This is a genomic window from Streptomyces sp. NPDC057438 (genome assembly GCF_042802995.1).
GTDB lineage: Bacteria > Actinomycetota > Actinomycetes > Streptomycetales > Streptomycetaceae > Streptomyces.
On record NZ_JBHVDD010000217.1, the window covers coordinates 1 to 1124 of the forward strand.

Genomic DNA, 1124 nt, shown 5'->3' on the forward strand with positions numbered 1-1124 from the left:
TAGGTGCCGGACAGAAATCCCGAGGCGAGTGGTGACCAGGTCAGCACTCCCATGCCCAGGCGCTGCGCGGTGGGCAGCACGGACCGCTCGATGCCGCGCGCGAGAATCGAGTACGGCGGCTGCTCCGTGCGCAGCCGCATCAGTCCGCGCCGCTCCGCCACGTGGTGAGCCTCGACGAGGTCCTCGGCGGGGAACGTGGAGCAGCCGAACATCCGGATCTTGCCTGCCCTGACCAGGTCGCTGAGGACGGACAGCGTCTCTTCGATGTCGGTGGTGTGGTCAGGACGGTGCACCTGGTAGAGGTCGATCCAGTCCGTGTCCAGGCGCCGCAGACTGTCCTCGACGGCCTTGAGGATCCAGCGGCGCGAATTGCCGCTGCGGTTGCGTCCCTCCGCCAGCGGAAAGTGCACCTTCGTGGCGAGCACGACGTCGTCGCGTCTGCCTTTGAGCGCCTTGCCGACGATCTCCTCGCATTCGCCGGCCGAGTACATGTCGGCGGTGTCCACGAAGTTGATGCCGGCGTCGAGCGCAGCGTGGATGATGCGCGCGCTGTCCTCGTGGTCGGGGTTGCCGACGGCACCGAACATCATTGTGCCAAGGCAGTGGGTGCTGACCTCGATGCCGGTCTTACCAAGGACTCGATAGCGCATACCGGTGCTCCGTCGCAGGCGAGGGCGGGTTGGAAGCGCCACTCTAGGACTTGGAGTGCACTTGACGGCAAGGGCCTGGGGAGGTTCAGCAGACGCGTCGTCAGTGGCGCCCGAGGCGGTCGCCACCACCCTCGCAGCAGCTGCCGGAAGATCCCTACCCTGCCGATCGGTTGGCCGTCTATCGACGCAGCTCTCGCAAGCCGCGCTCTGACCGGCCAGTTGACCGACACCACCGCGAGGAGAACCGCGTGAGCACACCACATCCGTCCCGCCGCTTCGTCATCACCGGCGGCCCCTCTTCCGGGAAAGGAGGCGGTCTTCGACGAGCTGCACGAACGCGCTCTGCCCGCCTCCACCGGCGAGATCGCCCGGGAGATCTACCGCAAGCACCGTGACCGGCTCGGCCGCCACCTGCAGGTCAGCGACCGCCGCGACTGCTCCAAGGAGGTCCTGGAGGGCTTCATCACCGAGTAC

2 protein-coding genes are annotated in these 1124 nt (G+C 67.2%); both read right to left on the reverse strand.

Annotation, left to right across the window (positions count from 1 at the left end; translation table 11 throughout):
• Positions 1 to 650, reverse strand: a 650-nt coding sequence (locus ACFU5F_RS42490; RefSeq protein WP_383899058.1) for an aldo/keto reductase, incomplete at its 3' end; no start/stop codon positions are given.
• A gap of 282 nt (positions 651 to 932) precedes the next feature.
• A partial coding sequence (locus ACFU5F_RS42495) for a hypothetical protein (protein WP_383899060.1) occupies positions 933 to 1124 on the reverse strand: 192 nt, incomplete at its 5' end.